Annotated in this window: 21 protein-coding genes; 13 read left to right on the forward strand and 8 right to left on the reverse strand. The window is 39.1% G+C overall.

The genetic code is table 11. The annotated features are described in order from the left end of the window. Nucleotides 1-46: 46 nt before the first annotated feature. The 3 genes from IKL48_00495 to IKL48_00505 all read right to left on the reverse strand — a co-directional run bounded on the left by IKL48_00495 (nucleotide 47) and on the right by IKL48_00505 (nucleotide 4,885). The gene (locus IKL48_00495; GenBank protein MBR3603168.1) at nucleotides 47-3,364 is read right to left on the reverse strand and encodes an autotransporter domain-containing protein; all 3,318 of its coding nucleotides are present in this window, start codon (nucleotides 3,362-3,364) and stop codon (nucleotides 47-49) included. Between the two features lie 112 nt (nucleotides 3,365-3,476). Further along, on the reverse strand, nucleotides 3,477-4,283 hold the full coding sequence (locus IKL48_00500) for a hypothetical protein (protein ID MBR3603169.1): 807 nt from the start codon (nucleotides 4,281-4,283) through the stop codon (nucleotides 3,477-3,479). Between the two features lie 59 nt (nucleotides 4,284-4,342). Further along, a complete protein-coding gene (locus IKL48_00505; GenBank protein MBR3603170.1) occupies nucleotides 4,343-4,885 on the reverse strand; it encodes an NUDIX hydrolase in 543 nt (180 codons plus the stop codon). A 30-nt stretch (nucleotides 4,886-4,915) separates the two neighbouring features. Between IKL48_00505 and dnaE the strand changes: the two genes are divergently transcribed. The 11 genes from dnaE (at nucleotide 4,916) to IKL48_00560 (ending at nucleotide 19,036) form a co-directional block, all read left to right on the forward strand. Further along, nucleotides 4,916-8,410, forward strand: coding sequence for a DNA polymerase III subunit alpha (dnaE, locus tag IKL48_00510; protein MBR3603171.1), 3,495 nt, complete (start codon nucleotides 4,916-4,918; stop codon nucleotides 8,408-8,410). 120 nt (nucleotides 8,411-8,530) lie between these two features. Continuing rightward, nucleotides 8,531-9,310: a glucose-1-phosphate cytidylyltransferase gene (rfbF, locus tag IKL48_00515; GenBank protein ID MBR3603172.1), complete on the forward strand. Its 780-nt coding sequence runs from the start codon at nucleotides 8,531-8,533 to the stop codon at nucleotides 9,308-9,310. Nucleotides 9,311-9,312: 2 nt separating this feature from the next. Next, the gene (locus IKL48_00520) at nucleotides 9,313-10,215 is read left to right on the forward strand and encodes an NAD(P)-dependent oxidoreductase (protein MBR3603173.1); all 903 of its coding nucleotides are present in this window, start codon (nucleotides 9,313-9,315) and stop codon (nucleotides 10,213-10,215) included. Next, nucleotides 10,215-11,297: a CDP-glucose 4,6-dehydratase gene (gene rfbG, locus IKL48_00525; protein MBR3603174.1), complete on the forward strand. Its 1,083-nt coding sequence runs from the start codon at nucleotides 10,215-10,217 to the stop codon at nucleotides 11,295-11,297. The genes IKL48_00520 and rfbG overlap by 1 nt, the downstream gene beginning before the upstream one ends. A gap of 4 nt (nucleotides 11,298-11,301) precedes the next feature. Beyond that, the gene (locus IKL48_00530) at nucleotides 11,302-12,564 is read left to right on the forward strand and encodes an FAD-dependent oxidoreductase (GenBank protein ID MBR3603175.1); all 1,263 of its coding nucleotides are present in this window, start codon (nucleotides 11,302-11,304) and stop codon (nucleotides 12,562-12,564) included. A 13-nt stretch (nucleotides 12,565-12,577) separates the two neighbouring features. Continuing rightward, the gene (locus IKL48_00535; protein MBR3603176.1) at nucleotides 12,578-13,414 is read left to right on the forward strand and encodes a hypothetical protein; all 837 of its coding nucleotides are present in this window, start codon (nucleotides 12,578-12,580) and stop codon (nucleotides 13,412-13,414) included. Nucleotide 13,415: 1 nt separating this feature from the next. Next, nucleotides 13,416-14,075 (forward strand): acylneuraminate cytidylyltransferase family protein, encoded by a 660-nt coding sequence (locus tag IKL48_00540; GenBank protein MBR3603177.1) that lies wholly within the window; start codon nucleotides 13,416-13,418, stop codon nucleotides 14,073-14,075. Nucleotides 14,076-14,080: 5 nt separating this feature from the next. After that, nucleotides 14,081-14,311, forward strand: a complete 231-nt coding sequence (locus tag IKL48_00545; protein ID MBR3603178.1) for a hypothetical protein — start codon at nucleotides 14,081-14,083, stop codon at nucleotides 14,309-14,311. A 20-nt stretch (nucleotides 14,312-14,331) separates the two neighbouring features. Then, on the forward strand, nucleotides 14,332-16,467 hold the full coding sequence (locus IKL48_00550; protein ID MBR3603179.1) for a glycosyltransferase family 8 protein: 2,136 nt from the start codon (nucleotides 14,332-14,334) through the stop codon (nucleotides 16,465-16,467). Then, nucleotides 16,467-17,420: a DUF4422 domain-containing protein gene (locus IKL48_00555; protein MBR3603180.1), complete on the forward strand. Its 954-nt coding sequence runs from the start codon at nucleotides 16,467-16,469 to the stop codon at nucleotides 17,418-17,420. The genes IKL48_00550 and IKL48_00555 overlap by 1 nt, the downstream gene beginning before the upstream one ends. An 11-nt stretch (nucleotides 17,421-17,431) precedes the next feature. Next, nucleotides 17,432-19,036, forward strand: coding sequence for a hypothetical protein (locus IKL48_00560; protein MBR3603181.1), 1,605 nt, complete (start codon nucleotides 17,432-17,434; stop codon nucleotides 19,034-19,036). Nucleotides 19,037-19,038: 2 nt separating this feature from the next. Here the strand turns inward: IKL48_00560 and IKL48_00565 are convergent, their stop codons facing one another. Together IKL48_00565 and IKL48_00570 are read right to left on the reverse strand one after the other, a co-directional pair. After that, nucleotides 19,039-20,082, reverse strand: a complete 1,044-nt coding sequence (locus IKL48_00565) for a glycoside hydrolase family 3 protein (GenBank protein ID MBR3603182.1) — start codon at nucleotides 20,080-20,082, stop codon at nucleotides 19,039-19,041. Between the two features lie 68 nt (nucleotides 20,083-20,150). Then, complete coding sequence (locus IKL48_00570; protein ID MBR3603183.1) at nucleotides 20,151-21,605, reverse strand: prepilin-type N-terminal cleavage/methylation domain-containing protein; 1,455 nt, start codon at nucleotides 21,603-21,605, stop codon at nucleotides 20,151-20,153. Between the two features lie 311 nt (nucleotides 21,606-21,916). Between IKL48_00570 and IKL48_00575 the strand changes: the two genes are divergently transcribed. Both IKL48_00575 and IKL48_00580 read left to right on the forward strand, forming a co-directional pair. Continuing rightward, on the forward strand, nucleotides 21,917-23,011 hold the full coding sequence (locus tag IKL48_00575) for a choloylglycine hydrolase family protein (GenBank protein MBR3603184.1): 1,095 nt from the start codon (nucleotides 21,917-21,919) through the stop codon (nucleotides 23,009-23,011). Nucleotides 23,012-23,125: 114 nt separating this feature from the next. Next, nucleotides 23,126-23,731, forward strand: coding sequence for a hypothetical protein (locus IKL48_00580; protein ID MBR3603185.1), 606 nt, complete (start codon nucleotides 23,126-23,128; stop codon nucleotides 23,729-23,731). A 58-nt stretch (nucleotides 23,732-23,789) separates the two neighbouring features. Here IKL48_00580 and IKL48_00585 read toward each other — a convergent pair whose 3' ends face one another. The 3 genes from IKL48_00585 to IKL48_00595 all read right to left on the reverse strand — a co-directional run bounded on the left by IKL48_00585 (nucleotide 23,790) and on the right by IKL48_00595 (nucleotide 26,218). Then, nucleotides 23,790-24,473: an outer membrane beta-barrel protein gene (locus tag IKL48_00585; protein MBR3603186.1), complete on the reverse strand. Its 684-nt coding sequence runs from the start codon at nucleotides 24,471-24,473 to the stop codon at nucleotides 23,790-23,792. A 470-nt stretch (nucleotides 24,474-24,943) separates the two neighbouring features. Then, a complete protein-coding gene (locus tag IKL48_00590; GenBank protein MBR3603187.1) occupies nucleotides 24,944-25,972 on the reverse strand; it encodes a DnaB-like helicase C-terminal domain-containing protein in 1,029 nt (342 codons plus the stop codon). Nucleotides 25,973-25,984: 12 nt separating this feature from the next. After that, nucleotides 25,985-26,218, reverse strand: coding sequence for a hypothetical protein (locus tag IKL48_00595; protein MBR3603188.1), 234 nt, complete (start codon nucleotides 26,216-26,218; stop codon nucleotides 25,985-25,987). Nucleotides 26,219-26,372: the final 154 nt, after the last annotated feature.

Raw genomic sequence — 26,372 nt, forward strand, 5'->3', positions numbered from 1 at the left:
TAAAAAACCCGGCCTTGCAAAAGGTCGGGTTTTAAATCATACCAGATTAAAACATATAACGAAGTTTTAAAGAACCGGTATTGGAGTTGTAATCTTGGCGGAAGCTACCGTCGTAAGAGAGTACGACTTCCACGTTATCAGATACCAAGGCCGCTACGGATAATCCCGCTTCGAAAGACAAGCGGTGCAAGCGTTCGCCATTTACATCATAAGCGGTTCCGTTGGGCAAGGATACACGGCTGGAAACATTGTCACTCAAGAAGTCATAAGCCAAGCCTAAGTTCAAAGCCGGTCTGATTTTAATATCCTCGAACATAGATTCCTGTTGCACTTGTACACCTAATACAGCGGTTAAATAATCATCTTTTTCGGAAGATACATATTGGTCAACGGAATCTTTGTAGCCTGCTTGTTGGGTGTTTGTATAGCGTAAACCAAACAAGGGGATAATTTCTTCGCTTAATTCATAACCGGCGGTTAAATTAGCAGAATAGGATTTTAGATGATAATCTGCGTTTACCTCATTTCCGGCTACATCTTTGTCTTCTTCATATTTGGAATCGCCGTAGTTCAAGGCCGCTTGCACGAAGAAGTTGCTCGGGCGATATTGACCGTAGAGGAAGAAGTTGTCTCCCAAAACGCGGTCATGGCGATCTAAAGAAGACACATTGGTATGCAAGTAGGCATAACCTAAACCAACGGTCCAATCTTCGGAGATTTGCGTGTCTACACCAAAGGCCAAACCGGTGCTTCTGCCGGTAAAGGCGGAGGCGTCAGCCGTACCTTCTTTGTGAGATTTGTTGAGCAAACCTTGGGCCCATACGGAGTAGTTGGTGCCATCGGCATAGTAGCTGTTGTTGCCAAAAGCATAAGTGCGTACGGAACCGTTGGCAGCATTATTCAAGCGGCTATTGATAGCAGAGAACAGCTGATTGACAGCGGAGGTTTGCACCGCTTGTTTGGCAGCAGCTTGTTCCGGCGCCAAAGCCGTGGTGGCTTGTACGGCAACTTGAACGTCGGTTTGTGCCAATTGGTTAATGGTTTGAGCCATTTGGTTGGCAGCATCAGAACCTAAATCAGAAGAAGAAGTGAAAGCGGTAATAACGGATAAGTTGTTAGTATTACCACCGGCGCTTTCAATAGCGGCCGTTTGTTCTTCTTGAGATTTACGAATAGCGGTTACTTCATTGGTGGTGTTGTCAAAAGATACATCGTATAAGGCGTTGGTAACATCGGCCATGGCAAAGGTACCGTTGTTGACGGCCGTGCCATTGGTTAATTTTTGGGTTACTTGGTCTGCGGTGGCAAAATCCGTAGATACGGTAACGATTAAGTTGGCCGTATCGTTTTGCGTTTCACCGACGGAAATGGTATCGGCTTTTAAATTGCCCATGCTGTCGCTGGCTAAAGTAACACCCAAGGTGCTGCCATTGGCAAAAGCAATGGAGCCTGCTTCAATGGAGGCCAAGCCCAAATTTACGGTTGCCCCGTCAGTTACATTGACAATACCCGTACCGGTAATACCTCCGTCAAAAGAGGTCGTGCCGCCGAGGTTTAAAGTGCCGATGTTGTGAATATCATTGGCCACGCCGCCTGCAGTGTTACCCGTGAAGGTGTTGCTGCCGGCCAAGGTTAAAACGGAAGCATTGTAAATAGCGCCGCCCAGGCCGTTAGCGGTATTGCCCGTGAACGTGCTGCCGGCAATATAAGCAGAACCGTCAGCCGTGTTGCTATTGTAAAAGTTGTTCCAAACGGCACCGCCGTCTCCATCAGCCGTATTGCCGGTGAAGGTGCTGTCGGTGATGTCTAATTTTGCGGCAGCATTTACGGCAGGGGCATTTTCGTCGCGGGTGGCAATGGCACCGCCCACGGAGGAAGAGTGGTTGGTGTTAAAGGTAGAACCGGCAATGGTTACTTTGCCTTCGGCTCCTAAGAATAAAGCACCGCCACCGCCTCTGTTGTCATTGGCGTTTCCTAACACTTGGTTGTCGGTAAAAGTTACATTGCTTACATTGGCTAAAGTCATTAAAGAAGCCGCACCACCGGCTGCATCTTCGGCCGTAGCGGTATCGGTAGCCGTGGCGGTATTGCCGGTAAACGTAGAGTTGCTTAAAGTTAATTGAGTGGCATTTTTACCTAGGTACAAAGCGCCGCCGGATACATCTTCGCCTTCTACTTTGTTAGCGGTGAAGGTGGCATCGGAAATGGTGCTGGTACCTTGCAAGAATAAAGCACCGCCCCAGTCTGATTCGTTACCCGTAAAGGAAACGCCTTTTTCAATGGTTAAAGTGCCATTATTGTAAATAGCACCACCGTCATAATTGTCGGTGTTTACTTTGTTACCAGAGAAAACAGTTCCTTCGGCAACAATTAAAGTGCCGTTATTGTAAATGGCACCGCCAGCAGTAGCCGCCGTATTGGTGTTGAAAGAGCCTTCTTCTATTCTAATTTTACCGTTTGTGTCATTGTAGATAGCACCGCCGGTAGAGGCAGAGTTTCCGGTAAAAACAGAATCATCAATATCTACATAACCCGGAGTTTCTACGCTGTTGTAGAAAGAGTTGTAAATTGCACCGCCTTTGCCGTTGGCAATATTGCCGGTGAAAGAAGTTTCTTCGATATCCAAGGTGGCATCAATATTGCTGGCAGGAGGTTCGCTGCGGGTGGCAATAGCACCACCATCGGTAGCAGAAGTGTTGGTATTGAAGAAAGAATCTTCAATTTCTACTTTTCCCTCGGCACCGATAAACATCGCACCGCCGCCGCCGTTACCGAGGTTGACGGAAGAAACGGTTTTGTTGCCCGTAAAAGTAACATTTTCCAAATTCGCTTTTTTCAGCAAAGCCACAGCACCGCCGGCGGCATCTTCGGCAGAGGTCGCGTTAGTAGCGGTATTGTTGGTGAAAGACGAATTGGTTAAAGTCAAGGATTGAGCGTTTTTGCTCAGATAAAGAGCACCGCCGCCGTAATCGCCCACTACGGAGTTAGAATCAAAAGTGGCATCATTAATGGTGTTGGTGCCTTTTAAGAACAAGGCACCACCGGCGCCGCCTGTATAATTAACGGTATTGTTGTTAAAAGAGGCACCATCGACGGTTAAAGTTCCGGCGTTATTGATGGCAGCCCCATCGTCAATGGAAGAGGAGTTGTTGGCAAAAGAAGCGTCTCCCGTCACTTTCAACGTACCGGTATTGGTCACATAGTAAGCACCGTCGGTTTGGTTGGAAGTGGTGGCTGAGTCCGCTGAGGTTACCGTCTTTTCTCCATCGGTTATGGTTTCTAATGCGTAGCTAGGGATAGCATATGCGCAGAGCAAACTGGCACTTAAAATCAAGGCCAGTGTTTTGTGCAAAAACTGTTGCATCAAGTATCTCTCCTGTGTAAACAAAATATGCCTCTTATTTTTGGAGATAAGAGGCCTCCTACAGATACTTAATTTATACTATATTTTGGTGAGGAAGACAAATGTTTTTTGGTTAGAAAAAACGATTCATCTCTTGCATTTGTCTGCCTTTTTCTTCCGTATAAGAGAGATAGTGTCGGTTGTTTTTCAGTTTGTGTAAATCTTTAGATTTGATTTCCAACCAAGAGCCTCCTTTTGTGAAAAAGGATTTTAAAGATAAGACAACTCTTTTGGGGGCAAAAGAAAAACCTAGATAAGAAATTTTTTGATTTTCCAGTAGTTGTTCTATGTTGTTTTGTGTCATCGGCGGTGGTAAAAAAGGATAGTGTTTAATAATTTCTTTTTCTAATTCTTGCGTAGTAGAGTGCAAAAAATCACTCTTGGGCATAAAAACAGAACAATCTTGGTAATAATTGGGATTTTCTCTTAATTTTTCTTTTATGAAATAAACTTGCCAAAAAACAGCCACATATTCGTCAGACACCGTTATCGGCCAAGAAAAATTGTTTTTCTTTCCGAAAGAGCCATCTCTGGCGTGGCAGAGTTCATGCAGATAAACGGGGGCAAAACATTTGGCTAAAAGATGTGTGGCATCGGGTTGGTGTCCGTAATAGGCAAGCCATTTTTTGAGTGGTTTTTTAAAAATAAATATTTTATCTTTTTCTTTTTTATATTCAGCTAAGGCCCCCGTCTTTTGACCAGACAAAAACAAAGGATATATGGATTGTGATAAAGAAACAGGCAAAGAATCTACACTCTTAATCTCTTGTTCTAAAAGAGGTGGCAACAGGCAAAGAATTTGCTTTGCATCTTTTTTGAAACTTGCCCACAAAGCCGAAGAAAGAAAAATAAGGAGGGTAAACAGAAACAGTTTTTTCATGCTTTATTGTATCAAAAACAATACGCCAAGAGATTTCTCTTGGCGTATTTAAGCAGGGTTTATTTTTCCGTCAAATTGCGGTATAACAGCAAAGCAATTAATGTTTTGGCATCTTGGATTTTTCCGTTTTTAATCATTTGATAAACTTTTTTTAACGGAAATTTTTTGACGTTTACAAATTCGTCTTCATCTAAGTTCTGTTGGGCTTTTTTAAGACCGCGCGCCAAATAAATATGCAAATCTTCATTGGAGAATGCATTGCTGGGGTTGAAAACGCAAAGTTTTTTCCATTGGCTGGCTTTTAAGCCGGCTTCTTGTTCCAATTCGGCTTTGGCACAAGTTAAGTAGGTTTGATCATCTTCTCTTTTGCCGGCAGGCAATTCCCAAGTGGTACGGCCAATAGGGTAGCGGTACTGCTCTACCAAATAAACACAATCGTCTTCTATGGGTAAAACCGCGCTGGCCCCTTTGTGTACCAAATACACGCGAGAGGCAGTTTTTCCGTTGATCAGTTGTACAGTGTCGCAGTTAAAATTTACTACGCCTGTATAGAGGGTTTTCGAAGAAAGCCTGGTTTCTTTTAATTTACTATAATGTGACATAAGATTATCTTATAAAAAAGAGCCCTAAATATGAAAGAATTTGTTCACTTGCATAATCATTCGGAATATTCCTTGTTAGACGGTATGTTGCGCGTTTCTGAGAAACATAAGCCATCTCGCTTTTTGCGTGGACTGGCCGAAAGCGGTGTAAAAGCAATGGCAATTACCGATCATGGCAATATGTATGGCTCTTTGGATTTTTATGAATGTGCCAATGCGGCAGGGTTAAAGCCGATTGTCGGTTGTGAAGTTTATATTACTGAAGGAAATCACACGGAGAAAGACAAATCCCGTACGGGGCATTTAACACTGCTGGCTAAAAATCATCAGGGTTATTTAAACTTGATGAAACTAAATTCTCATGCTTGGGTGGACGGATTTTATTATCATCCTCGTATTGATAAAGAACTATTGGCAAAATATTCGGACGGATTGATAGCACTGTCCGGTTGTTTAAAAGGATTTTTAGCCCAAGACGTGTTGCATAAGTCTTTTGAGCAGGCCTGCGCCTTAGCCCAACAATATGAGGATATTATGGGCAAGGGCAATTATTATATTGAGCTCATGGACCATGGTATCCGCGAAGAGCAGGAAGCCTTGCCCATTTTAAAAGAAGTGGCTAAAAAACTAGGCATTAAAACGGTAGCCACTAATGATTGTCACTATGAAAAGAAAGAAGATTGGCAAGCGCACGACGTAAACCTTTGTATTTCTACCGGCAAAACATTGGCAGACCCCAACCGTTTAAAAATGACTACACATGAATTGTATTTTAAGTCTGCTGAAGAAATGTATGATCTTTTTGCTCATACGCCGGAATCTTTAACCAATACATTAGAAGTGGCGGAAAAATGTAATTTGGTTTTTCCAAAGCATGGCTTTATCTTGCCGAATTTTGATATTCCTCCCCAATATCCCAATACCGCAGAGTATTTTAAGGCACTTTGTCGGGAAGGCTTAAACCGAAAAATGAAGGGCAATGTGCCACCGGAATATATCAAACAATTGGAGTATGAGTTTGATGTAATCATTAAAATGGGATTTGACTGTTATTTTTTGATTGTGCAGGATTTTATTAATTGGGCTCGTACAAATGGTATCCCTATAGGGCCGGGGCGTGGCTCCGGTGCGGGCAGTATTGTGGCATATAGTTTAGATATTACGCGTGTAGACCCCATTCAAAGCAAATTGCTGTTTGAACGTTTCTTAAATCCGGATCGTGTCAGTATGCCGGATTTGGATATTGATATGTCGGATACGGGACGCGAGCGCGTGATAGATTACGTGCGTAATAAATACGGAAAAGATAAAGTTTCTCAAATTATTACGTTCGGTACCATGAAAGCCAAGTTGGCCTTGCGTGATGTGGCTCGTGTAATGGGTATCAGCGTGTCGGAAACAAACCGCGTAGCTAAGATGATTCCCAATGATCCCAAAATTACGTTAGACGGAGCGTTGGAAGATATTAAAGAACTTCAAACGGAAATTAATAATAACCCTACTTCCAAACAACTTTTTGATATGGCGCGCAAAATTGAAGGGTTAAAACGTCATACAGGTATCCATGCGGCAGGAGTTTTGATTACGCGTGATCCGGTGGCGGAATATATTCCGTTGGCCCGTGCCAAAGATGGCTCTGTCACCACTCAGTTTGAAGGGGAACCTTGCTCTAACTTGGGATTACTGAAGATGGACTTTTTGGGTTTGAGAACGCTGACAGTTATTGATAATGCTGAAAAGATGATTCGCGCACGCCATAACCCCGAGTTTGATATTAATACCATCCCGTTGGATGACAAAAAAACCTATGAGTTGCTTTGTGCTTGCCAAACATTGGGTATATTCCAATTAGAAAGTGGCGGCATGCGTGATTTGATTAAAAAACTTCAACCCACCCAATTTAGTGATATTTCTGCTTTGGTGGCTTTGTATCGTCCCGGTCCGATGGAATCTGGCATGATGGATATGTTTGTTCGTCGTAAAAGCGGGCAGGAAAAAATCACTTATGAAACCCCCTTATTAGAAGATCTGCTCAAAGATACCTACGGTTGTATGGTATATCAAGAACAAATCATGCAAATTTCCAAAACATTAGGCGGTTTTACTCCCGGAGAAGCCGATACTCTGCGTAAAGCGATGGGTAAAAAGAAGTTGGACGTTATGGAAGCCTTCGGTAAGAAATTTGTGGAAGGGGCTAAATTACATAAAATTCCGGAGAAAGTATCTAGCCGTTTGTATGAACAAATGAAAGCCTTTGCCGGCTACGGTTTTAATAAATCTCACTCTTATGCTTATGCGTTGGTTTCTTATCAGACGGCCTATCTGAAGGCAAATTATCCCATTGAATTTATGTGTGCTGCATTAACCAACGAAATTGGGCATAATGCCATCGGCTCTGATGATAAGGAAAATAAGATAGCCACGTATTTGGAAGAAGCCAAAAAGATGGGGTTTGAGATTTTGCCTCCTAATATAAACAAATCTCAACCGGAGTTTGCCGTAGAGACCAAAGATGGTAAAGAATGCATCCGCTACGCGTTGGAAGCAGTGAAAAATGCCGGTACGGAAGGGTGTGTTTCTATTGCTGCCGAAGCTGCCAAAAAACCGTTTGAATCTTTAGAAGATTTGTGTGCGCGTATTGATTTGTTTCAAGCTAATAAAAAGACGATTGAAAGTTTGGTAAAAGCAGGGGCGATGGATTGCTTAATGCCGGATCAAGAACCACAGCAGGCACGCGCCACTTTGTTGTCCCAAATAGATGAAGTAGTGGATACGGCCCATTTAATTGCTAAGGAAAAAGAAAATTCTACCGCCAGTTTGTTCGGCGATGATTTTTCTTCCGTTATGAGTTTGAAAAAAACGGAAAAGAAAGACGTAGCACCTTTAACACAGAGTGAATTGTTAAGTTATGAAAAAGAAGTGATGGGGATTTATTTTAGCGGACATCCTATTGCGAAATATCATAATTATTTAAGCCGTCTAAATTGTGTGACAATACAAGATATTTTGGAGGGAAAAGCCTCCGGCAATTTAAATGTAATCGGGATTGTCACCCGTATGAAAAAACGCCAAAATAAGCGCAAAGAAGAATGGGCACAATTTGTAATAGAAGATTGTACGGGATCTATCATGGTAAATGCTTTTTCTCGCACTTGGGGACAAGTGGGGCATAAAATAATGCCTAATTCTATAGCCTTCTTTTCCGGAGAAGTGCGCGTAGATGATGAAAGTGCCCGCGTGGAAATAAACCTGCAAGATGTAGGCAGCGTGACGGAATTGATTGCAAATATGGCCAAACAATTGACCATTCGTCTCACGTCTTCTTATTCTCAGGCCAACCTGCAAAAGTTAAAGGCTTATTTAGAAGCGGCAAAAGGTGTCACCAAAGTATATTTGGAAGTTCCTTCTAAAGCAGACCCTTCCAAAATACATCGCATTCGTACTGATAAATCTATTATGATACATCGCGGATTATTGGAACATTTGGAAAATACGTTGGGCAATGAAGCATGGAGTTTCCAATAGAAAGCATAATTGTCAAAATATGCTTTTTATGTTAGTATTTATTTTATATTAGAAACCAATAGAAAGAGCCTATATCCTTTTTAAAAAAGATAGAAAAAGGCTCTATGAGAGGCAGAAAAAATGAAAGTATTATTGTTGGCCGGTGGATTAGGAACTCGCTTAGGAGAAGAAACTTCCCTTCGCCCCAAACCGATGGTAGAAATCGGTGGTTATCCCATTTTGTGGCATATTATGAAATTATATACCCATTATGGTTTTACTGATTTTGTAGTTTTGTGTGGTTATAAAAGTGAAGTTATTAAAGAATATTTTTTGAACTATTATACCAACAACTCCGACGTGACAATTGATTTTTCCAATAATGAAATAGATATTCATCGCAACCGTTGTGAGCCTTGGAAGGTGACCATGCTTTATACCGGCCGCGATGCGATGACAGGTTCCCGCATTCGTCAGGCGCGTCATTATGTGGGTAAAAACCCCTTTATGTTGACTTATGGTGACGGTGTAGCCGATGTGAACATTAAAAAATTATTGGAATGTCATGAAAAATCCGGCAAGTTGGCTACTTTGACGGCAGTACAACCTTCGGGCCGTTTTGGTGCCTTAAACATAGAGAAAGACGGCGGTATTTCTCGCTTTCAAGAAAAACCGCGCGGAGATGGCTCTTGGGTTAATGGCGGATTTTTTGTGTGTCAACCGGAAGTCTTTGATTATATTCCGGAAGGAAATGATGTTATTTGGGAAAGAGCGCCTTTGATGGCTTTGGCCAATGATGGTCAACTCAACTCTTATAAACATGACGGCTTTTGGCATCCGATGGATACCCTAAAAGATAAGTTAGACTTAAATGCCATGTGGGAAAAAGGCAATGCCCCTTGGAAAGTGTGGGGAGAGTAAGTATGTCGGCTGACAAAAGAGTTTTGATTACGGGCGGTACGGGCTTTATCGGCCGTCAGGTAGTATCTCAACTGCTAGCCAAAGGATACGAAGTACATTGCTTGGTCTATCCTCCTTTTGCTGCGGAACAAGCCGGATTGGTTCAGCATGAAATGAACTTGATGGATACGGTCGCTGTCGGCCGTTTTTTAGCAGAATATAAGTTTGAAAATTTAATTCATTTGGCTTGGTATGTAGGGAAAGGATGTCATGGCTCTGATTTAAATTTGGATTGGACGGTGGCTACCTTAAATTTACTTAAATTCTTTAAGGAGAACGGCGGTAAAAAGTTTTTGGGTGCAGGAACGATTTCAGAATATGAATATAAATATGGTTTCTTTACAGAAGACATGACTCCTACTGATCCGCGCACCATGTATGGAAATAGCAAAAATGCCATTTTTAATATTGCTAAAGTTTTTTGCAAACAAAACAATATTGAGTTCAAATGGCCTCGCATTTTTAATTTATACGGCCCCAATGAAAAGCCGCAACGTTTGATGCCTTCAGTCATTCTTTCTTGTTTAAAAGGAGAAGACGTAAAAGTCAGCGACTGTTTGAAATTTCAAGATTATTTGCATGTAGAAGATACCGCCAGCGGCATTGTCACTGTATTTGAAGGCAATGTACAAGGAGCGGTGAATATTTGCTCGGCAAAGCCGGTACAACTACGATATATCGTGGAAAAAATAGCACAGTTAACTGATTTTAAAGGCAAGATTTTGTGGGGGGCTATCCCTGCTGCTTTTGGCGATGAAGTCGTGGTTGGCAATAACGCCAAACTGCTTTCTTTAGGCTGGAAACCTAAATATAACTTAGAAGAAGGATTATTACAAACTATTAATTGGTGGAAGGAGACTCTATAATGGACACGTTTAATAATGTTTATCAAGGTAAAACAATTTTGGTGACGGGCCATACCGGTTTTAAAGGATCTTGGCTTTCTATTTGGTTAACCGCTTTGGGAGCCAATGTAGTAGGCTATGCTTTAGATCCTTATTCTAATAGAAGCAACTATTGTGCCTCTCACTTAAAAGAGCGTTTGTTTGCCGATGAACGTGGAGACGTGCGTGATAGCGTGCGCTTGGAAGAAGTCATCGCAAAATATAAACCTTCCATGATTTTTCATTTGGCGGCTCAAGCCTTAGTGCGTACTTCTTATGATTATCCCAAAGAAACCTATGAAACAAACTTAATGGGTTCTTTAAACGTGTTGGAAGCCGTACGTAAATTTGATTTTATTAAACAAGTTATCATGATTACCTCTGATAAATGCTACGAAAATGTAGAACAAATTTGGGGTTATCGTGAAACGGACCGTATGGGCGGATACGACCCTTATTCTTCTTCTAAAGGTTGTGCTGAATTGATGATTGCATCTTGGCGCAATTCTTATTTTAATCCCAAAGATTATGCTAAACACGGTAAAGCCATTGCTAGTGTGCGTGCCGGGAATGTAATCGGTGGCGGTGATTGGAGTGATAACCGCTTAATTCCCGATTGTATCCGCTATATTGAAGAAGGAAAAGATATTGAAATCCGCAGTCCGCACGCTACCAGACCGTGGGAACACGTGATGGAGCCTCTTTCCGGTTATTTGAAAGTAGGAGAAAAATTGGTGGAAGATCCGGTCACTTACAGCACAGGCTTTAACTTTGGGCCTCAAATCGAAAGCAATCGCACTGTCTGGGAAGTGGTGGAAAAAGTGGTGTCTTATTACGGAAAAGGGAAAGTGGTAGATAAATCTCAACCCGGTGCCGTACATGAAAACACATTACTTAGTTTGGATGTGACGAAAGCCTACCGCATGTTGGATAAATGGCATGCTCGTTTATCTTTTGATGAAGCCATTGAGTTTACGGTAGATTGGTATAAAGAAGCCTTGACTAATCAAGATATGTGGGATTATTGTGTAAAACAAATCCAAGCCCACAATAGCAAAAAGTAATTTTATGTCCCAAACGGTTATTTTAGGAAGCGGCGTGGCGGGTTTGTCCGCCGCTTTCCATTTACAAAAGAAAAATAAATCCGTCTGTATCTATGAAAAAGACGGAGATTGGGGCGGTCTGTGCGGAAACTTCAGTATAGATGGGTTTCGTTTTGACCGCTTTGTCCATTTTACATTTACAGATGACCCTTACATAAAGGGATTGTTTGAAAAGTCTTCTGCTTTGTATGAGCATCCGCCCGTTTCCAGCAATTATTATCAAGGTTGTTGGTTAAAACATCCCGCTCAAAATAACTTGGCCCCGCTTCCTTCTGAAGAAAAAACCAAAATTATTTTAGATTTTGTCAGTCGCCCTCATCAAGAAATAGCAGAAATTCAAAATTATGAGCAGTGGCTCCGCGTGCAGTACGGGCACTATTTTGCGGAGAATTTTCCTTTCAGATATACTCGTAAATATTGGGGCTTGGAACCGAAAGATTTGGAAACGAAATGGGTAGGAAGCCGCATGCATTCTCCTGATTTGGAGCAAGTATTAAAAGGTGCTTTTAGTGAGCAGAAAGAGAATTTCTATTACACCAAATATATGCGCTATCCCAAAAAAGGCGGATTTAGATCTATTTTGGATACTTGTCGCGAAGGGTTGGATATCCGTTTTAACAAAGAAGTGGTGAAAATAGACACTAAAGCAAAGAAAATCACTTTCCAAGACGGGTCATGTGCTTCCTACGAACGTTTAATTTCCAGCTTGCCTTTACCGGAAATGGCTCGTTTGGTGCAGGATATGCCGGAAAATGTGAAAAAAGCTGCCGCTTCTTTACACAATACGTGCGGATACATGGTGTCTTTGGGTTTTAAACGACCCGATGTAGCCAAGCATTTATGGTTTTATATTTATGATGAAGATATACCGCCTGCTCGGGTCTATTCGCCTAATTTAAAATCACCCGATAATGTGCCGGCGGGGTGCAGCTCTTTGCAGGCGGAAATCTTTTTTGATTGCCACTCGCCTATTCCTCCGGCAGAAGAAGTATTGGAAAAAACAATTGATAAACTGGTAGAGATGGGCCTTTTTGAAAAAGAAGAAATTGTGGTTAAAGATATTCGTTTTGAAAAATACGCCAATATTACTTTTGACCATGATATTTACAAAAATCGGCAGATAGTATTGGATTATTTGGCGCAGGTGGGCATAGAGAGCATTGGCCGGTTTGGCCGTTGGGAATATTTTTGGTCTCACCAAGCCTTTGAAAGCGGAAAAAATGTATAAAAAGTAATCTCCTATGAAAATGAAAATTTTTAGCAAAGAAAAACAGGGATTTTATTCCGTCTATAAAATATTGGGAATTAAAATAAAAATTTTTAGTTTGAAACGTTTTTTGAAAAAACAGACACAGTTTTTTGAACAAACGGAAAAACTTGCACAGGAGATTATTAATCTTAAAACAATGATTCGTGTGCAAACGGTTCACTCGGCATCTTTTGCGCCCTATCAGAATAAACATTTAGGGCAAACAATTACGTTAATTGCTTCTGGTCCTTCTGTTAAGCAGTTTAAGCCTTTTATAAAAGATTCAGTGTACGTTGCTGTTAATAACTCTTGTAGTTATGATCAGGTGGATTTTGATTATCTTTTTTTACAAGAGCAACACCATGATGCTCAAAAAAATGTAATTGCCAATAAATATAAAGGTAAAAAGTGTCAAAAATTTTATGGAATCCTTCCGGAAAACAGGTTAAAAACCGTTTATCCATATATAAAACTTATTCCTCAAGGGGATATTAAAGACCAAACGATAAAACGTTATTATTTGGAAGACAAAGTATCCCATCAATTTGCATCAGATTTAATTACACAACCCATCGGTGATTTTCAAGGGACTGTTTTTTCTGCCATGCAATTCATTTTTTGGACGCATCCCAAAACCATTTATTTGGTGGGTTGTGATTGTGGAACGGGAAATTTTACCGGGACGATGGCAGGGGATTGTTCTGTTCAAAAAGATTCTTGGATTGCCCTTAAAAAATGGGCGGAGGAAACTTATCCCGACGTGGAAATTATATCTGTAAATCCTGTGGGGTTAAAAGGACTTTTTAAAGATTTGTATCAGGAGAAATAGTATGGAAGTGACGGCAGTAGTAGTGGCGCGGAAAGGATCTAAAAGAATCCCTAATAAATCTTTGCTCAGAGTAGGCGGAGAGAGTTTGATTGAAAGAAAAATAAAGCAACTTCTTTCATGCAAAAATATTAATAGAGTTGTGTTTGGTTCGGATTCTCCAGAAATGTTGGAGATTGCGAAGTGTGCCGGAGCGGAAACAGTAAAAAGACCAGACTATTACTGTGATGAAGAACAGGCAACAGCCAATGATATGATTGCGAATATGTGTTCTCTTTTTTCAACGGATGTAGTGGCATGGACTCACTGTACAAATCCGTTGATATCCTCTGCTACTTATGATAAAGCTGTAGAAGTTTATAAGCAAAATCTTCCTCAATACGATTCTTTGGTGTCTGTTTTTCCCTTGAGAGAGCATTTGTGGAAAGATGGGAATCCTTTTAATTATAATCCTTATCTCGCTACACATACTTTAGCAAAAGATTTGGACCCACTATATATGCAAGATGGGGGCATTTTTATTCAGTCGTACAAAAATATGAAAGAAAATTCGTATTTTTTTGGAAAGAAGCCCTATTTGTTTGAAATACCCAAAGATGAATTTTTAGACATCAATACCAACAGGGATTATTTGCTCGCCAAAATGATTATAGAGAATATTTAATCGGATTGGATACGGCTAATTGTGGTCATTATGCCGGAGATAAGAATACGTATTTTGTGGATCAGATGATGGCCGGGTATCACCAATTTAAAGAGTATGCCCGTATTTATTATCCGGATGTGTATATTGTTTCGGTCAATCCGGTGAGTTTAAGAGGTTTGTTTGAAGACGTTTACACAAAAGATTTTTTAGATGCTCATCCGGAAATAGAAAAAGAAAATTTAAAAATATTATAAACATTAAAAAAGGAAAATATATGTCAAAATTAGAAGCAATTTCTCCTATTTTTAAGAATGCTCCCTTTGTATTTGGTATGAGCAGTAGTAATCAATATGTCCCGTACTTGTCAGTTTATCTCAAATCTATTATAGATAATGCAAAAGAGAAAAATTATTACGATATTGTAGTTTTTGAGAGTGATATTTCCGATGAAAATAAGGAAAAGTTGAAGTCTCTTGCAACCTCAAAAAATATTTCTATTCGTTTTTATAATTTGCAAAAAACATTTGATACTAAGTTGCACATAGCTGCTTCTTATTTTGCTCCACAATGTTATTATCGCTTAGCGTGTGGAGAAGTTTTTAGAAAATATAAGAGAGCTTTGTTTACGGATATAGATTTGGTTTGCATTCAAGATCTTTTTCAAGTTTTTAATGTAGATATAGGAGATGCCCCTATTGCTGCCTGCGAAGAGGTGCTTTGGGCTGAAGAAAATAGAAAAGAGAAAGTTTATGGAGATTGGAGCGTTTCTGAGTATTTAAAAAAACTAGGTTCTCCTAGTATATACTATAATACTGGCTTAATTCTTATTAATCCAGAAAAATTTAATCAAATAGCCCCTTTCTCATTATTGTTAGAAGAGTCTAAAAAGGAACGATTTATTTGTCAGGAACAAGATGTTTTAAACAAAGTGTTTAAAGATAAATTTTTTACTTTATCTTTAAAATATAATTTCGAGATCATTAACACTATTTTTAACGGAAAAAATAAAACATTTCAAGATTATTCGGAAAAGATAGACTCTGCAGTGATGTATCATTTTTTAGCTGCTAAAAAAGTATGGTTTTATCCTGGTTTACCAAAAGGATATGTGTGGTGGTCGTATGCTAGAAAAACACCTTTTTATGATAAAATTTTTGCTGATCTTATTGAAAGGCAAAAACCACTTGCTTTTAAAGAGGAAATGAAACTTAAAATAAAATATAATCGGTATCGTTTTCTTTCTCTTGTTTCTTTTGGAAAAAGAAAAATGAGATATCATGAAAAAGCCAATTTTATTGAAGAAGAGTTTTTTCCTAAAAAAAAGGTTGAAATCAGAGAAATGGAAAATGTTTGCGATTTTTTAGAGCCCGCTTTCTCTGAAAACAAAGTGGCAATTGCAATGAGTTGTTCTAATGAATATGCACCTTATTTATCAGTTTGTTTGGAATCTATTAAAATTAATTCTTCCTCTCAAAAAAAATACGATATTGTAGTGTTTGAACGTTCCATTACGCAAGATAACAAAAAGAAACTCTTAGCACAAATTCAAGGGTTGGGAAATTTTTCGCTTCGCTTTGTGAATCCAACGGCTTTGTTAAAAGAATATAACCTTACTTATCCAGCTAATTATGCTTTGGAGTGCTTTTTTCGGTTGACATCTCCGTTGATACTGAAAAATTATTCCAAAATTATTTTTACGGATGTAGATTTAGTTTTACAAGCAGATATCAGTGTTTTAGCAAACGAAGATTTGCAAGGATATCCTTTCGGCGCTTGTAAAGATTTAATGTGGGGAGCTTTCTTAAATTGTCAAGAAAGTGACTGGGCGCAATATGCCCAAGAAGTTCTACATTTAAAAGAACCTTTCCGTTATTATAATACAGGTGTTTTATTGCTGGATGTAAAAACTTTTAATGAAAAAGAATACTCTAAGAAAATGTTGGAATTTGTCAGTAAAAATAAATTTAGAATTTTGGAACAAGACGGTTTAAATGCATTTTTTCAGACGGGAATTAAATATCTTGATACTGCTTGGAACGTGCCGACTTCGGGTGGTATATATAAGCATTTGGTTTCTCTCATGCCGTCTGAATTTTTTGAGCAGTATTTAAAGGATAAGAGCAATCCATTTATTATACATTTTGCTGGAGAAAGTAAGCCTTGGTTCTCTCCTAAAGATGATATGGCAGATCTCTGGTGGAATTATGCAAAAAAAACACCTTTTTATGAAGATCTAATGTTGAGTTTGCAAGAACACCAAAGAGATCTTTCTGGTGGAGAAAAAGTTGTTTTTTATTTCAAATATCGTTTATATAAGATTTTAAGCATGCTGACGTCTTCTGAGAAAAAAAGTATATATAAGACAAAAGCGCAAGAATATAAGCGGAAACTTAAAATTAAAAAGAAATAATGAGTGTTTTAAACATCAAAATCCTAATTGTACATCGGGAATTACGCGGCGTGGTTAAAAATAGCATTTTATGCCCCATTCAAACGGGGTGTGCCCATGCTGCGGTTCTCTTGCCGGATATGCTGCGTGATAATGAAGGCGAGAATATTTCTAAAGATAATCCGCGCTATTGCGAATTGACGGCGCATTATTGGGCATGGAAAAATCAGGATAAATTGGAAAATCCCGATTATGTGGGTTTAATGCATAATCGTCGACATTTTGTTTTTGATGAAAATATTCCTATTCCATCTACCAAAGCAACGTGGATGCCAGATTCTCCTTTTTATATTTATCCTCCTATTACAAGTGATTATCTAAAACATGTGTCCGAAGATAAAATTAAGCCCTACTTTCCGCAGTACGATTGTATGGTGATCAAAGGATATCAGGAGCCTAAAATTTCTTTTGGCAAAAGGATTACCAGAAGTTTTGGTTTAGAAAATCCGGAAATTTTTGATGTTTTTGCAAATGTTCTGCGCGAAAAATACCCTTCTTATTCTTCCGAATTAAATGAATTTTGGCAAGGGGATAAACAGTATCTTTGCAATATGTTTGTGATGAAAAAAGAATTGTTTGATGAGTACTCTTCTTTTTTGTTTGGCGTGTTGGGCGAAGTGGATAAAAGGGTGGATTCGGCTCGTTTTACAGGATCCAAACTTCGCTTTTTAGGCTATTTGGGGGAATATTTACTGACGATATTTATAATGAAATTGAAGAAAAATTCTTCCATTAAAATAATAGAAGTAAATGGTGCTTATTTTGAGGAAAAATATAATTCCAAAGAACAAGGGAAACTATGCCGGTATGCCCTGTTAAGCCTGTTGCCTTTTGGAAACAGAAGAAAAGTGTATCTTCAAAAGTATGAACTGTTAAAAGCCAAACTTCATGTACTTAAGACATTCCGGTATTAATACAAAATTTTATGACTATCAAAAATATTCTTCTTTTTTTGTTTTGTATTGTAGTTGGAGGCTTAATTAGCCTTTGGCTGGGGCAAGATATTGGCTTTGATATCAATAACTATCACCTATATATTCCCTATGCTTTTTTGCATGGCAGACTGTTTACCGATATTATAGCGGCAGGACCTGTGCATACTTTCTTTAATCCTTTGCCGGACATTCCTTTCTTTTTATTATTTTATTACTTAAATGATTGGCCTAAAGTGACCGGTTTTTTGTTGGGGGGATATTACGGCATTTTCTTGTTTGCCTTGTTTAAATGGGTTCCGTTGGTACTACAGGGCAACCGTTGTCAGGATAAATGCTTGCAATGGATAACGGTTTTTTTTGCAGCTACCGGCATGGCTGCTTTCTTGCAGGTGGGGCATTCAAGCAATGAAGAACTGATGGGATTTTTGGCAGTATTAGCGGCTTATTTGATTTTTCGCGGAACAGATGAGAAATTACATTTTAATTTGAAAAATATTTTATGGGCGGCTTTTTGGGCTTCACTTGCCACAGGTCTTAAACACACTGCCGCACCGGCTGCTATCGGGATAGGAACGGCTTGTTTGTTCTTACTGATTAAAAATAAATCTTCCTACAAGCAATACTTTTATGTGATAGGAGCGGCGTTGGGTGGATTTTTATTAACAGATGGATATTTCTTGTGGGAAAAGTACGATAAACTGCAAAATCCTCTTTTTCCTTTTTTTAATCATATTTTTCATTCTCCTTTTTATCCGAATGAGGCACTAGCTAACAGTTCATATGTACCTGACGGTTGGAAAGAATGGTTGTTTTTGCCTTTTTTGAGAGTGACATGGTTTAATAATTGGGACTATGTGGTAGACTTTCGGTTAATATTGGGGTTAACCTCAGTTGTTTTGCTGATTATAGGCGGTTTGTTTTATATTAAAAAACGCCCCCTCTCTAAAACATATGCTTTACTTCTTTGTTTTTTTATCGGGACATATGTTCCTTGGGTTATCTTGTTTGGGAATTTGCGCTACGGGATTTTTTTAGAGGTTTTATCCTCGCTATTGTTTGTTTTTCTTTTGCGTCGATTTTTATCTGCTAAGTTTGTGTGTGTGATAGTAGTAGGTATTTTGTTTTTGTCGGCTTTTACTCCATTTCCCCGATTTCCTAGAACACCCTATAAACACAAAAATATCTTGTTTTCTCAATCTGTTTCGATGGAAAAAAACAGTTTGGTGGTGGTGGTGGGGCACATCTCATTTGTTATTCCTTTTCTTGATCCTAGTGCCAAATATATAGGTGGAGTGATTTTGACTAAAGAGTTTTTAGATACTGATCAGGGGACACTGAACTATGTATGTCCACTGCAATATTTAGATTATCAACATTTTTTTAATCCGCGCATATATGAAACTATCCAAAACCATCAAGGTGCTATTTATATATTGATGCCCTCTTTAAGTTGGTTGATGAGCGAGCCTTTTTGGAAAACATACGGTCTGACGCCGCCTACATCATGCCAATTACTACAGACAAACATTAGACCTAACAGAATTTATCCGGGTGATATCGCTTTGTGTAGGGTGGAAAAAATTGTTAAGAACTAAAACTATTTTTTTCGTTTTAATAAGTTCTTTCGTTTTTGAAATCTTTTAATATATCGAGGGTCTATTTGTCGGATTTGTTTTTCCATAAATTTTGTAGATCGGTGAAAAGGGAAAAAGGGCATCACCACATCGGCTCCCGCTGCTAAAGCCTGGTTCATACGCTCTCCTACAGTATTAGAATTAGGACCGCCTGCTGCCGCCATATTAAGTGCGTCTGTAATAATAAGTCCTTTAAACTCCAACGATTCTTTAGCAAATTTATAAAAAGCAGGAGAAAAAGTGGATATATTGTGTTTATCAATTGAAATAAAAAACATGTGGGAAGGCATTAAACAACCATACTGGCGGGCTTTTTCAAAGGCGAATACAGAATTTTTTTGAATGGTTTTTATATCATCATGTACAGCGGGAGATATAAAATGCGGATCTGCAAATGTGACAACTCCGGGAAAATGTTTATAACAAGGTGTCGCCCCTCCTTTGTCTAATCCTTCGGCAAACGCATCTGCTAAGGCTTTAGTAATTTTAGGGTCAGTGGAATAATATCGGTTTCGCACCGGAATATTTTCAGTATATGGCACATCAGCTGTTGGAGCAAAAGCCACATCTATGCTTAGTTTTTTTAATAGTTTTCCTGTTCGTTCTCCTTCCAGTTTCGCTTGTAAAATAGCGTGCTCTAAATTTTGCTTTGCCAAATCCCCGTATTTTTGAGCAGCAGGGCTTTGAAAGTCGGGTTCGAAGTTTTTTAAACGATTTACCGGTCCTCCTTCTTGATCTAAAAAGAAAAGAAAGTCGTTTCTTTTCAACACTTCTTCCAGTTCCTTTCTAAGTTGGGGTGGATGCATGCCCTGATGCAAAGGAACGCTAAGTAAAAATCCATAAGGATTAATCCGTTTGAAAAACTCTTTGCTATCATCGGTTAAAGGATATTGATTGATTAGTAAAATTACAGGCATTACATCTTGCTTCGGTGCTTTAAAAGAAAAACAAGCCCACACAAGAATCACCGGTAGCATCAGTGCTAGGAAAAATTTAATTTTTTTCATTTAATTTTAGTCAAACAAACGACCGTTTCATAGGAAACGGTCGTTATTTAGGAATATTATTTTTATTCTCACCATCCGCAAGCGGTTGCTCCGCCACATCCATATGCTCCGCAGGCGTCTAAAGCCCCACAACCAGTCAGCCCGCACGCACCTGCTCCTCCACAATAGGTATCTTCGACCGCCGGACAAGTAGAAAGCGTTCCTACGGACCCTGCCCCTCCGGCGTTACTACAAATATAGCCTGATATGGAGTTGTAACCCTTTTCCGTACAAGTTGCTGTTTGTGCAGAGCCTTCGTCACGATAGCATTCATACTGAAGCTCGCCAGCATATCCGCTTTGACTACAATCAGACTTCACATAAATATAAGACTGTCCCATGTAAGTTTCAGACTTCAACGTCCCTATACACTTAAATGTAGAGCATACATAGTCTTGAAAAGTTCCCCGCCAGCAATCAACATTTCTGTCGTAGCAAGTATAAGAGTTGGGAGAGCTATAATAAGAACACTCCGTGTCGGAGACAGATGTGGAGGCGGAACTTGGAACACAACCAATTCTCCCTGAACTTTCTGCGCAGTATTCATATGCCTTCGCTACACTGTCACATCTTCCTAGATTAATGCTAGATCCACTGGTTTCTATTTTTCTACCACACGAGTATCCACACGTCTTAACATGTTTAGGCAAATAAACCCCAGAACTTAATACAATAAAAGTTGCTTTTGTTGGAGTACCACTGCCACCACCGCCGCCACCGCTGCTGCAACGACTACAATCGGATGTATTCCAGACCTCTTTCCATGCTCTTTGTTCGCCGGTGCCTTGACATTGCCACTGTGTTTTGGCTGTTCCACTACAATACTTACTGTCATATGAGCTGCAAGCTTTTGTTTGTGTTGTTGTGGGTTGTGTTTGGCAATTTCCTACCCATTCTTCATGCCATTTTCCATCTCGGCAACTGATGACGGTAGTTTCTGTTCCGCATCCTTCGATGCAATTTCTTGTAGAAACGGCTGGTTTTTCTTCTGGAGGACAACCCGCCGGTGGTGGTGGATTTAAATCAGGAGGAACAACTTCAGATGCGCATTCATAGCCTACTTCAATCTCTCCTAAATCTTTGCATAAAGGATAGTCTTTATTTAGTTTTTCGCATTCCTCTCCTTCACAACAGATGCGTCCGTCCCTGTAAGAGGGGATGCTTAAAGTGTAGTTGTATTTGCCTTTGCTGGAAGCCAAAATACCCACACCGCCATCTATTTGTGAATAAGAATAATTCTTAGACTCTGTTTGAGGAATAATATCCTTTAATTCAGCTAAATCAGCTAAATAAGGTTTGTCTAATAAACAGCGTTTTTCCTGTTCGGTACGTACGGCAGCCATCAATTCTTCTGCTTCCGTTGTTTTTTGTGTTTCCAATACTTTGCTAAACTTCGGTACGGCGACGGCAGCCAAAACACCCAGCACCATGACCACGATTAGAAGTTCAGTCAAAGTAAAGGCCTTCTTTTTCTTTAACTTCATGGCAATCCTCCTAAAATAAAATTCATCTGGAATAAAAGAAAACAACAAACCACTTCCCAATAGACTATGGGAAGAGAACCCTTCTCTCATAGTATAAAAAGCCTTTTAAATAAGTCAAGGAAAAAATAGAGATGAAAACATAAAATAAAAAGAGAACTAATGTTTTAAAGCTAGGAATGCAATTTATCAATTAGTTTTGCGTAAAAATCCTTCTAATCCAAAATCTGATATTCACAAAAGGCTTTTATTTCTTCATACTAAAACAGGGGGGAGAGCGGCAACACTATATTTACCCGCTCTTAGAAAGAAGTATGAAAAAACTAACTGCCTTATTGGCCGCGGCAACGTTTACTGCTGCGGCAGTTTCTCCGGCTTCGGCCTGTACGGGAATTTCTTTGACCGCCAAAGACGGCACACGTATCCAAGCACGCACAATTGAGTGGAGCGGATATGATTTAAACGCGAAATTGGCCGTTTGGCCGCGCGGGGTGAAAAAAACGTCCTATACGCCTGAGGGAAAAAATGGCCTGAGTTGGATCACCCGCTACGGAGTGGTGGGGGCTACTACTGTAATGGACGAATTTATCACAGAAGGGATTAATGAAAAAGGTCTTTCGGCGGGTATTTTCTTCTTTTCGCACTATGGAAGTTTGGCTCCGTATAATCCTAAAAAAGCCAAAAAATCAGTGAGTGATGCAGAGCTTGTCCCATGGATACTTACTAATTTTGCCACAGTAGAGGAAGTGTTAAAAAATCTTAAGAAGATAGATATTATTCCTATCGCAAAACCGGACGAAAACGGCAATTACAACACCGGCCATTGGCGCATTGCAGATGCCAGCGGGCGAAGTGTAGTGTTGGAAATTACCCATAAAGGGGAACGTAAAATCTATGAAAACAAAGTGGGCGTGCTGACTAATTCTCCGGATTTTGCTTGGCATTTGGGCAATTTAAACAATTACATCAATCTTATGCCGGGCACTGTGGCGGAAAAAACATTCGGTGGGGCTGATTTATTTTCGTTGGGTTCCGGTTCGGCTCTCTTAGGTATACCGGGGGATTTTACACCTCCGTCTCGTTTTGTAAGGGCATTTTTTTGGTTGCATGGCTCTCGCACACCTATAGATAAATACGGGGCTATTACACAGGCTTTTCATATCTTAAATGCGTTTGATATCCCTATAGGGGCAGAGTTTGCTCCGGATCAACAAATTCCGGCTATACCCAGTGCAACACAGGTGACGTGTGTCAGCGATACCAGCGATCCTGCTTTTTATTATCGCACCATGTACAACTCTCAAATTCGCAAAGTAGATTTAACCAAAATCGACTTTACGAAAGTTCCTTATACGGTGACGTCGTTGGACGAAGAAGCAAAAGAACAAATAAAAGAGCGTAGTTTTTAGAAATAACGATGAAAAAGGCCCTTTCTTCGGAGAGGGCCTTTATATTTACTTCATTTTTAAGATTAAAATGGTTTTTATATAATCTAATTAGAATCATTGAATCTGGAGAAAAAGATGAAAAAGTTATTTGTATTGCTCTTGGGGGTAAATTTTTTATTTGGTTGTTCTCACTTTTATTTAAACGAGGCAATGACAGCGCAAAACAAAGGGTTTGAAGACAGATTGCCTAATTTAGAAGTAGTTTTTTTAAATGAAGAATCTTTAGAAAATTTCACGCTCGATACCGTTTTTATCCCGCAAGATGAGCCTATGGCCAAAAAATTTTACCATGAAGTAAAAACAAACTTAATTAGTGAAGGAGAGAAAAAGGGATATCTGGTATTGCTCCCCTTGATGAATATCTCACGTAATGGAGCCTCTTTATACACACTTTTGTCAGTGGTGACATTGGGTATTTCAGCGGCTTTAGGCTTGCCGCTTACTACGTATGGAAGTTTTACCGATTTAGAATTAAATGTACTTAATCTCAAAGGCGAATTAATAAAAAAATATACTTCGCAATCTTTTGTTCAAAACAAAGTAGGTTTTTACTATGGAGGGTGCAATAGCGCTAGCAATTGTTATACTAAATCTTCTTGGGATTGCTATGAAATAGCCTTAGATAACATTATTAGAAAAGTTTACAGAGATAGAGAATATTTAAGAAAAAAATTAAATTAAAAACTTTATATAACCCCCCAGCCAGGCTGAGGGGGTTTGTAAATTTGTCAATATAATTTTATAATTTAAAACCTATCTTTATTAAAGCGGAAATGCTTGTGACATAATCTCCGCTACATTTAAAAACGCCGTATCTGGCCTCAATACCGGTTAAGAAACCGGATCCTAAATCATATTCCAACCCTAGACCGCTGTAAGCGTAAACGCCTCGTCCTAGTGTTTTATCTTCTTTAAACTCATGCTCATAACCGGGGATAATAAGAGAATGTGCCGTGTACTCTGTAGATTGGTTTTTTTGCATATAACCAAAACCGAAGGGAAGATAAACTCTGGCTCTATCGTTAGGATTTAAGTTTGCACGCAAGGCAAGAAGAATTGCAAAAGTATCATGGTAGTTGTCGTCTTTTTCAACATAAAAATTAGGGCTATCATACTCCCTTCCGTAGGGTAAAGGATCACCTTTAATGCCTCCGCTGCCAAAGATACCTTCCAATCCTACGTGAAAATTTTCGTCTACTGCATAAAGACCACGTATGTTCATCACAAAAGCACTTTTTTTCAAATTAGTCTCTGAAGCACCGGTAGCAAAAAAGGTCCCCCCTAAACCAATATCAAACATTAAGTTGCCGGAGTTTATTCCGAAAGAATGGGTATTTTTCTCAAAAGAACGGTTTGCCGTATAAGAAAAAGCTGAAGAAATACAAAAAAGCACAAAGAAGAAAAGCAGGAGTAATTTTTTCATAAATATCCCTCGAAAATTGGAAGATTGTTATCACATAGTATAGTAAATTAGCCAAGTATTTGTATGCAAAACAGTATCTGTCTTTTGAGAATAAAATCAGATTATATATATATTGCAGTTTTTTGAAACTCTTTATAAATTTTTATCTGAGGAAGAGTGTTTTTTCTTCTAAAGTTTTGTTATATAGCGAAAGAGAAATAATGGCATAATAAGGATGTGCCTCTGAATTTTTCACCTCCAAAAAACCTATACGAGGCCACTTTTCTGTTATTTTTGCTAAATCTGCTGGGTAATATGTAAACGAAATAATTATTCTCTCCGTCAATATACTGTCGTAAGAGCAGGTTAGAATAGGGTTATGACAACACTCTTTTTTCTACTTCCTTAATGCTTATTCTGACATCCTTTATTCAACATAATTATTCCTCTTAAGCAGATGTAATATACCGAGCAAAAACATCCCTTTTTATTTATCTGTTTTGCAAAGCAGATTTAACAAAATCTTCCGGTAAATCGTTGTCTATTCTATCCATTTGACTTAAAAGAAGCACGGGAACATCAAGAGTTTTCGCCATTTGCTTCAACAAAGATACAATTTTAGCCAATTCCTCCTTTCGTAGGAGTTTGGTGGGCCCTTGCCCTTGCCTAATAAGTTGCAAGTAATCAATGATAATCAATTTCAGTTCTTTGCCCTGCTTTTGTAAGTTTTCAGCTAGTTCTTTGGAACGGGAAAATATCTCTCCCGCAAGAATACCAACCGAGTCATCAATAAAAAAGGGACTTTTCGTCAATTTTTGCATCTCACGCATGACCTTTTTATACTCTTGAGGATTTAAAGAGCCGTTTATCAATTTATTAATCTCCACTCGTGAAGATATAGCAAGTAATTTATTAAAAATAGCCTCTCTTGGTAATTCTAGCGAGAATAATGCTGTTGCCAACCCACCTTGGACGCATACATGGTGTAGTATATTAAGAGCGAAAGAAGTTTTTCCCTTAAAGGGACGACTGGCCAAAAGGGTGACTTCTCCTTTCTTTAAACCACCTGTTATCTTATCTATTTGCTCAAAACCGCTGGAAATGGGATCCGTTTTCCTCTTAGTATTTGCAAAGGATTTTTCTTCTTTATCTTCCGATACAGACTTTTCAACATCTTCTTTTATTTTGATATATTGGCATAAATTAAACATCCACCAACCATTTTTCCTTTTGATGGTCTGAAGTACGGTAGAGGAATCCGCCATCATTTCGCTAATCTTTCCGAGAAAAAGCAAAATTTCCATTTGGCTTGGACAATGCGTAAAATGCGTACTGTATTTTCCGGAAAGCAGATTGCAATACTTTCTTTCGCTTTTTCCCAAAACTTCGCCGGAGAACAACCATAAATCTACCGATTTATCTTCCAAACAAAATTGATGTATTTTGGTTGCTAAATCTATGGGGCTGGAATTATAATTGTTTTTTCTTGTATGAAAAGCTGCTGTTGTATTGTACTCCATACTTCTCTCCTACTATTCATAATCCTTCATATCATTAACTTTATTGCCTTGTTTGTCATAAACATCTACTAAAGAGAAAACAAGTTTCATCGGCAATACATGATTTTGATTGGTACCTGTTAATCTTACCTCTCTATCATTTACTTTCTTTAATGTATATTCTCCACCTTCCGAATCCACCACTTTACCGATATTATCCCAACTGAAACTGGCCTTTACTTTTAATTCATTTTTGTTTGTTTTCATAGATTATCAAGGTCCCGAGGCAAACCTCGGGGCATTTTCCCTCTATTTTTTAAATAAAGAACCACCGCAAGACGGGCATTTATAGCCGCTGGGCGGGAAGGAATAAACAAACACTTGTCTGCATTTCATACATTCATATCTTTCATCTGCCATA

The organism is Elusimicrobiaceae bacterium (assembly GCA_017520185.1).
Lineage (GTDB): Bacteria > Elusimicrobiota > Elusimicrobia > Elusimicrobiales > Elusimicrobiaceae > Avelusimicrobium.